The following is a 6,021-nucleotide window of genomic DNA, read 5'->3' as shown; positions in this document are numbered from 1 at the left end:
CCGTGGTGCGACGCCTGACCCCCACGGGGGGAGGGGCCGGCGTCCGGACGCGTTCCGGCATGATCCCCACGGGGGGAGGGACCAGCCTGCACGCGTCACTCGGGGCGAGGCCCCATCGCACGGGGGGACGACGAGGCCTCGAAGAGGATTATTCATGTGCCCTCAGTGCTTGGCGACCCCTTCGACAAAACTTCTCGCTCGGAAAGCCGCCGTGCACTCAGCGTGGCCGTTGTTTGCACCATTTGTCCGCTTCAAAGCATTCGCTACGTGCCGCAACGTGACTCTGAGTCGACGAATCGTCGGCAACCAATCTGTCGGAAGCCCGCCGGAGCGCTCTGCGACCAAAGTGCGTGTATGTTCCCAGGCGAGTTTCCGGGCCGCCGGTCAGCCCGTGCACGCGATCCAGTCGAAACTGGAGTAGTGGTCCGCGGTGTAGTAGTCCTCACCGTCCGAGCCGGTGATCACGCGCCGCGCGCCTCGCGTTCCCGAGCCCGGGGTCAGCACGGTGAACTCGTGGTAGTAGCCGTAGCGTTCCCGTGGCAGTGCCCTGCTGTAGTTGCCGTAGACCGAGTCGTCCTGTGCATAGGGATACGGGCCGCCTGCCGCGATCAACCGCAGCGTCGTGAGCGCTTGGGAAGGCAGCTGCGCGACCGTGAGGACCGGTATCCCGGGCGGAGGAGTGCTTGCGGTCGAACAGGCCACGCCCGTCCCGGCATGGCCGCGCGCCGGCGCTGCTCCGGCCGGGTCCGCGCAGGCAGCGGTCGTCGCCGTCAGGGCGGCGAGCAGCGCGGCCGCCATAGGCACGGTGAGCGTTCGTCGTACAGCGGTCGGCACGGCGCCCATTCTCCCGCGCCGACCGGCCCGGGTCAGCCGTGCCGCGCCGTCGCGGCGTGCGCCAGCTCGCCGAGTACCTCGCGAGCCTCCTCGTCCATCGACGCCTCGCCGAGCGCGGCCAGGGCGTCGCGCGTCAGCTCGCCGATCCGCGTTTCGACCTCGGCCAGCGCCCCGGTGTCCGCGATCACCGAGCACAGCTGCTCGACCCCGGCCGCGTCCAGTCGCGGATCTCCGAGGCCGGCCCGAAGCGCCTTCGCCTGCGCGTCCGTGGCGCGCTGCGCGGCCAGCGCCACGAGCACGGTCTGCTTGCCTTCCCGAAGGTCGTCCCCGGCCGGTTTGCCGGTGGCCGCCGGGTCGCCGAAGACGCCGAGCACGTCGTCGCGCAGCTGGAACGCTTCGCCGAGTGGCAGTCCGTAGCGGGAGAGGGCCGCCGCCAGCGGGTCGTCCGCGGCCCCGGTCGCCAGGGCCGCGCCCAGTTGCAGCGGCCGCTCGATCGTGTACTTCGCGGACTTGTAGCGCAGCACTGTGCGGGCGCGCTCGAGCGTCTCGCGCGGGGTCGAGACGGACAGGCCGCGCGCCTGGGCGAGAACGTCGAGGTACTGACCCGCCATCACCTCCGAGCGCATGAGGTCGAAAACCGGGCGGGCCGCGTGGATCCGCGCCGGATCCAGCCCGCACCGGGTGAACAGCTCGTCGCACCACGTCAGGGTGATGTCACCGAGCAGTACCGCGGCGGCCGCGCCGAAACGCTCCGGTTCGCCCTCCCAGCCGCCGTCCCGGTGCAGCCGCTCGAACCGCCGGTGGATCGCCGGGGCGCCGCGCCGCGTGTCGGAGCCGTCGATGTAGTCGTCGTGGATCAGCGCGGACGCTTGCAGCAGTTCGAGCGAGGCCGCGGCCCGAAGCGCCGCGGGTTCGGCCGAGCCGTCCCTCGCGCCTGCCGCGCGCCAGCCCCAGTAGCAGAAGGCGGGACGCATGCGCTTGCCGCCGTCCAGGAAGTCGCGCAGCGCCGCGACCACCGGCTCAAGATCCGTGCTCACCTGCGAGAGCAGCGCCTCCTGGCCGTCGAGGAAGGCACTTAGCTCGGCGGAGACCCGCGCGCGTAGCCCGTACCGGTCCAGGGCGTCCGGCTCTCGCGACCGCGGGGTCGTGGCGGCCGATCGGACCGGATCGTTCAGGTGCTCGTCATCCACGCAGTGCCCGTCTTCCACGCAGTGCTCGTCTTCCACGAATGCCGAGCCTACGTCGTCTCATCCGATGAAACGGCCCTGGTACCCCGTGTGGCCGCGGATAAAGTGAACGTATGGCACTCGGCATCCCCAGCGTTCGTCCGGACCGGGCCGTGACCGTCCGGGAACTGCTCGCGCAAGGCGCGCCGACCATGTCCTTCGAGTTCTCCCCCCCGCGCGATCAGAAGCAGGATCAGCAGCTGTGGAAGGCGCTGCGCCGGATCGAGTGCGTCGGGCCGGACTTCGTCTCGATCACCTACGGGGCGGGCGGCTCGACCAGGGAGAACACCGCCTCCGAGGCCGAGCGGGTGGCCGCGGAGACGACGCTGACGCCGGTCGGGCACCTGACCGCGGTGAACCACTCGATCGGGGAACTGCGCCGGATCATCGGCCGCTACGCGGATGCCGGGGTGCGCAACATCCTCGCCGTGCGCGGCGACCCGCCCGGCAACCCGCGCGGCGAGTGGGTCAAGCATCCCGAGGGCATCGAGTACGCCAGCGAGCTGGTGCGCCTGGTCAAGGAGTCCGGTGACTTCTGCGTGGGGGTCGCGGCCTTTCCGGAGAAGCACCCGCGCTCGGCCGACTGGGACAGCGAGATCAGGCATTTCGTGGCCAAGTGCCGGGCCGGCGCGGACTTCGCGATCACCCAGATGTTCTTCGACGCCGAGCACTACCTGCGGCTGCGCGACCGGGTGGTCGCGGCCGGCTGCGATATCCCGATCATCGCCGGCCTCATGCCGGTCACCCGCGCCGCACAGATCGAGCGGATGGTCACGCTCAGCGGCGGCACGTTCCCGAAGGGGGTCGGCGAGCGGATCCACGCGGTCGCCGACGACAACGCCGCAGTACGCCGCATCGGCGTCGAGCACACCACCGAACTCGGCGCGCGGCTGCTCGCGGAGGGCGTGCCGGGCCTGCACTTCATCACGCTGAACACTTCCACGGCGACGCTTGAGGTGTTCGAGAACCTGCGCGACGCGCACGCTCTCGCGGGTGCGGCCAGGCCGGTTACCGCGGCCTGAGCCGGAGCCGGGAGCCCCGGCACCAAGCCTGGGCATGAGCCTGAGCCGGCCGATTCATCGCGATCTCGGGCGTCGCGGCGCGAAGCCGGGCCGAAAGCAGCCGCTGCGGGGTGCCAGGGCCCCGCCTATGCGCCGGTGATCAACTCGGCGGCCTGCCACGCGGAAAGCGCCGCGAACGACAGCCCGCCGCCGAGCCGTGCCGAAGCGCCCACGTGGAACAGGCCGGTGACCGGTTGACGCACCGGCGAACGCAGCAGCGCGGTACGCAGGCTGGTGACGGCTGGACCGTACGCGCTTCCACCGGGCGCGCCGGTCGCCGCTTCGCGGTCCGCCGCCGTGATCGCGTGTCGTGCCAGGACCTTCCGCCTGACGTCGATACCGCGCGCGGCCAGGGTGTCGAGCACCCCGTCCGCGTCCAGTTGGGCGTCCGTCACGCCCGGCACGTGCACCGTCCACGCTGTCGGCCGCTCGCCGGCCACATGGACGCGCAAGGCCGGACCGCTTTGGTCCAGCAGCACCGTCTCATGCGGCATGGTCGGCGGGTCCTGCACGACCAGGCACAAGGTGCCGACCGGCGCAGAGTACTGCGTCTTCACGGAGGGCTGGTCGAGCATGCGAGTCAGTACCGCCTGATCGACACCCGCGACGACGATGTCCGCGGCGATTCGTTCCCCGTCCGCCAACAGCACGCCGCTCACCGCACCGGACGCTGAGCGCTCGATCCGGATGGCGCGTGCGCCGTAACGTATCTCGGCGCCGCGCTCAAGCACCCGCAGGCGCAACTCCTCGGCGAGCGTGTACATGCCCCCGACGATCTGCCACGCACCGAACGCGTGCTCGATGTAGATATGTGCCGCCAGGACGCCGGGGGCGCGTCGCGCGTCGGCTCCGGCGCCCGCCTGTCGGGCGTAGTCGTCCAGCAGGAGGAAAAGCCGCGGGTCGGTGAACCAGCGGCCGGCCACCGACCGCAGCGAGCGCAGCGGCGTGAGCACGCGTCGGCCGGCCGCTGTGCGCAGCAGGCGGGCCAGCTCACGCTCGCCCGATCCCGGCGCCTCCACGAGCACCGGCCGGATCGTGTCCCACACGCGGCTTCCGTGGTCGACGATGTTGAGCCAGGACTGCCCCGCGCCGGTGCCCAGTGCTTCGTCGAATGCCGCGTGCAGGCGGCCGCGCGAGGCGTTCGGCAGGTCGAGCCGGGTGCCGTCGGGGAAGAGGTATCGCCGCACCGGGTCGAGCGCCCGCAACTCGACCCGGTCCTCCAGGGCGGCCGCCGCGCTCCGTTTGCGGGAACCGGTCTTGATGAACAGGTCGCGGTACGCCGCGGGCAGGGTCAGCGTGTAAGCGCCGGTGTCGAAGATCAGACCGTCGTACTGCCACGAGCCGAGCGTTCCGCCGACCGTGTGACCGGCCTCGCACACCAGGACGCTGTGTCCGCGCGCCGCCAGTCTGGCCGCCGCCGCCAGCCCGGCCATTCCCGCTCCGACCACGATGATCCTCGCCACAGCGCACAGACTTTACCCGCGTGCCGGTCAGCTCGGCTGGGCGCGGGCACCGACCAGTGCCGACAGGACGCGTCGCGCCGTCGCGGTGAGCGAGACGCGGCTGGCGTGCTGGCTGTCCCACAGCGCCTCGGCCTCCGGGTCCGGCGGGGGCAGCGGCACCAGTTGCAGTGCGGGCGGGATCACGCGCCGGCCGTCGGCGACCGCGACCCGGCCGCTCGCCCGGCGCACGGTGCGCAACAGCGCCAGCGGATCCGGATCGGTGGCGGCCGCGCGATACCCGCCGATCCGCCAGTAGACGTCCGCATCGATCGCGAGGGTGAACCGGCCGGGGTGGGTCCGGCTCGATGCGTTGTGTGCCTGGGCCGCGGACGGCTGCCGCGGGGCCGCCAGCGTGGGTGTGCGCACGGGGGCGGGCCTGCCGGTGTCCAGGACGGCCAGGTCCAACTTCCCGCCGCGCAGCAGCGCGGTGGCCGCAGCGGCGGCGTAAGGGCCGAGCGGGGCGCACGGCTCGGCGAAGATCAGGACTCTGCCGCGCGCGGCGACCGCGAGTTGGTGGGAACGGTGGGCCAGGGGCGACCAGCCCCGGGGCAGCGGCGCTGTGGCCAGGATGCGCACGCGCGGGTCGTCGGCGAACTCGCGGCGCAACGCCGCGCGCGTCTCCTGCGGGCAGCCGTCGTCGAGCACGACGATGTCCAGGTGGTCGACGCCGCGCTGTCCCAGCGCGGCGCGGACCGCGGCGACGGCGGGATCGGGTTCGTGACGCACGGGGATCAGCACCGAGACCGGTTCGGTCGCCTCGGGCGGTCGCGCCGTGGTGCTGCGCAGGTGCAGCGCGGCCGGGTCGATGCCCATCGCGGCGTGCCGGTCCTGGACGCCGCGCCACACGGTGGCGCCGGCGGCTACCAGCCCGAGTGCGGCCAGTGCCGCCCACGGCGTCGCGGCGTGCGCTGTCAGCAGCCGAAACGTGGATTCGAACCCTGATGAGGGTGCGGGCCGGGTCGCGGGCCCGCGGGGGTTCGCGGCGACCAAGCCAGACCGACCCGGGTGCTGCACTGCGTCCGACGGCGCGATTCGGGTCATGTAAGGAGCATTACCCCGCCGGGTGACGGACGCCCGGCGGATCACTCCATTTGGAGGATAAGCGCACGGCTAAACCAGTGCGCGGGGCACCAGTTCGGGTCGGCATTTCTGATGACCGGCCAGACGTCTCGCCGGCGCGCGGACACGCCAGCGTGTTCGAATCCGCCGCCGGGCGTCGTGCACTGAGGCGTAGTACAGGTGGGTGACGCCGATGCACGGCGCCCTTACTCTCCGTCCGATTCTGACGGCTTGTCAGTATGGCGGTGACGGTCGGTGACAGGTGTCAGGCGGGGTCCGAGCGCGCACCCCCACGACGCGCGCGCGGACCCCGCCGCACCCCCTCGGGCGCGCCGCCAC

Annotated in this window: 5 protein-coding genes; 1 reads left to right on the top strand and 4 read right to left on the bottom strand. The window is 72.2% G+C overall.

Annotation, left to right across the window (positions count from 1 at the left end; genetic code table 11):
• Positions 1–384: 384 nt before the first annotated feature.
• Entirely contained in the window at positions 385–843 is a 459-nt protein-coding gene (locus tag KGA66_RS27640) for a guanyl-specific ribonuclease (RefSeq protein WP_438822083.1), read from the bottom strand.
• Between the two features lie 23 nt (positions 844–866).
• Positions 867–1,952, bottom strand: coding sequence for a polyprenyl synthetase family protein (locus KGA66_RS27635; protein WP_246508861.1), 1,086 nt, complete (start codon positions 1,950–1,952; stop codon positions 867–869).
• 182 nt (positions 1,953–2,134) lie between these two features.
• On the opposite strand from KGA66_RS27635, the gene metF reads away from it, so the two are divergent.
• Positions 2,135–3,082, top strand: coding sequence for a methylenetetrahydrofolate reductase [NAD(P)H] (gene metF / locus KGA66_RS27630; RefSeq protein ID WP_211472294.1), 948 nt, complete (start codon positions 2,135–2,137; stop codon positions 3,080–3,082).
• A 125-nt stretch (positions 3,083–3,207) separates the two neighbouring features.
• On the opposite strand, the gene KGA66_RS27625 is transcribed toward metF, so the two are convergent.
• On the bottom strand, positions 3,208–4,584 hold the full coding sequence (locus KGA66_RS27625; RefSeq protein ID WP_211472292.1) for a phytoene desaturase family protein: 1,377 nt from the start codon (positions 4,582–4,584) through the stop codon (positions 3,208–3,210).
• 27 nt (positions 4,585–4,611) lie between these two features.
• A complete protein-coding gene (locus KGA66_RS27620; protein ID WP_211472290.1) occupies positions 4,612–5,664 on the bottom strand; it encodes a glycosyltransferase family 2 protein in 1,053 nt (350 codons plus the stop codon).
• Positions 5,665–6,021 lie beyond the last annotated feature (357 nt).

This window comes from Actinocrinis puniceicyclus (assembly GCF_018283645.1).
Classification (GTDB): Bacteria; Actinomycetota; Actinomycetes; order Streptomycetales; family Catenulisporaceae; genus Actinocrinis; species Actinocrinis puniceicyclus.
Note: the sequence above shows the minus strand (reverse complement) of the source record. Positions and strands in the feature narration are given on the sequence as shown.

Coding starts and splice junctions, on each gene's coding strand:
- KGA66_RS27640 (WP_438822083.1), bottom strand. CDS start 843: ATGGGCGCCGTGCCGACCGCTGTACGACGAACGCTCACCGTGCCTATG.
- KGA66_RS27620 (WP_211472290.1), bottom strand. CDS start 5,664: ATGACCCGAATCGCGCCGTCGGACGCAGTGCAGCACCCGGGTCGGTCT.
- metF (WP_211472294.1), top strand. CDS start 2,135: ATGGCACTCGGCATCCCCAGCGTTCGTCCGGACCGGGCCGTGACCGTC.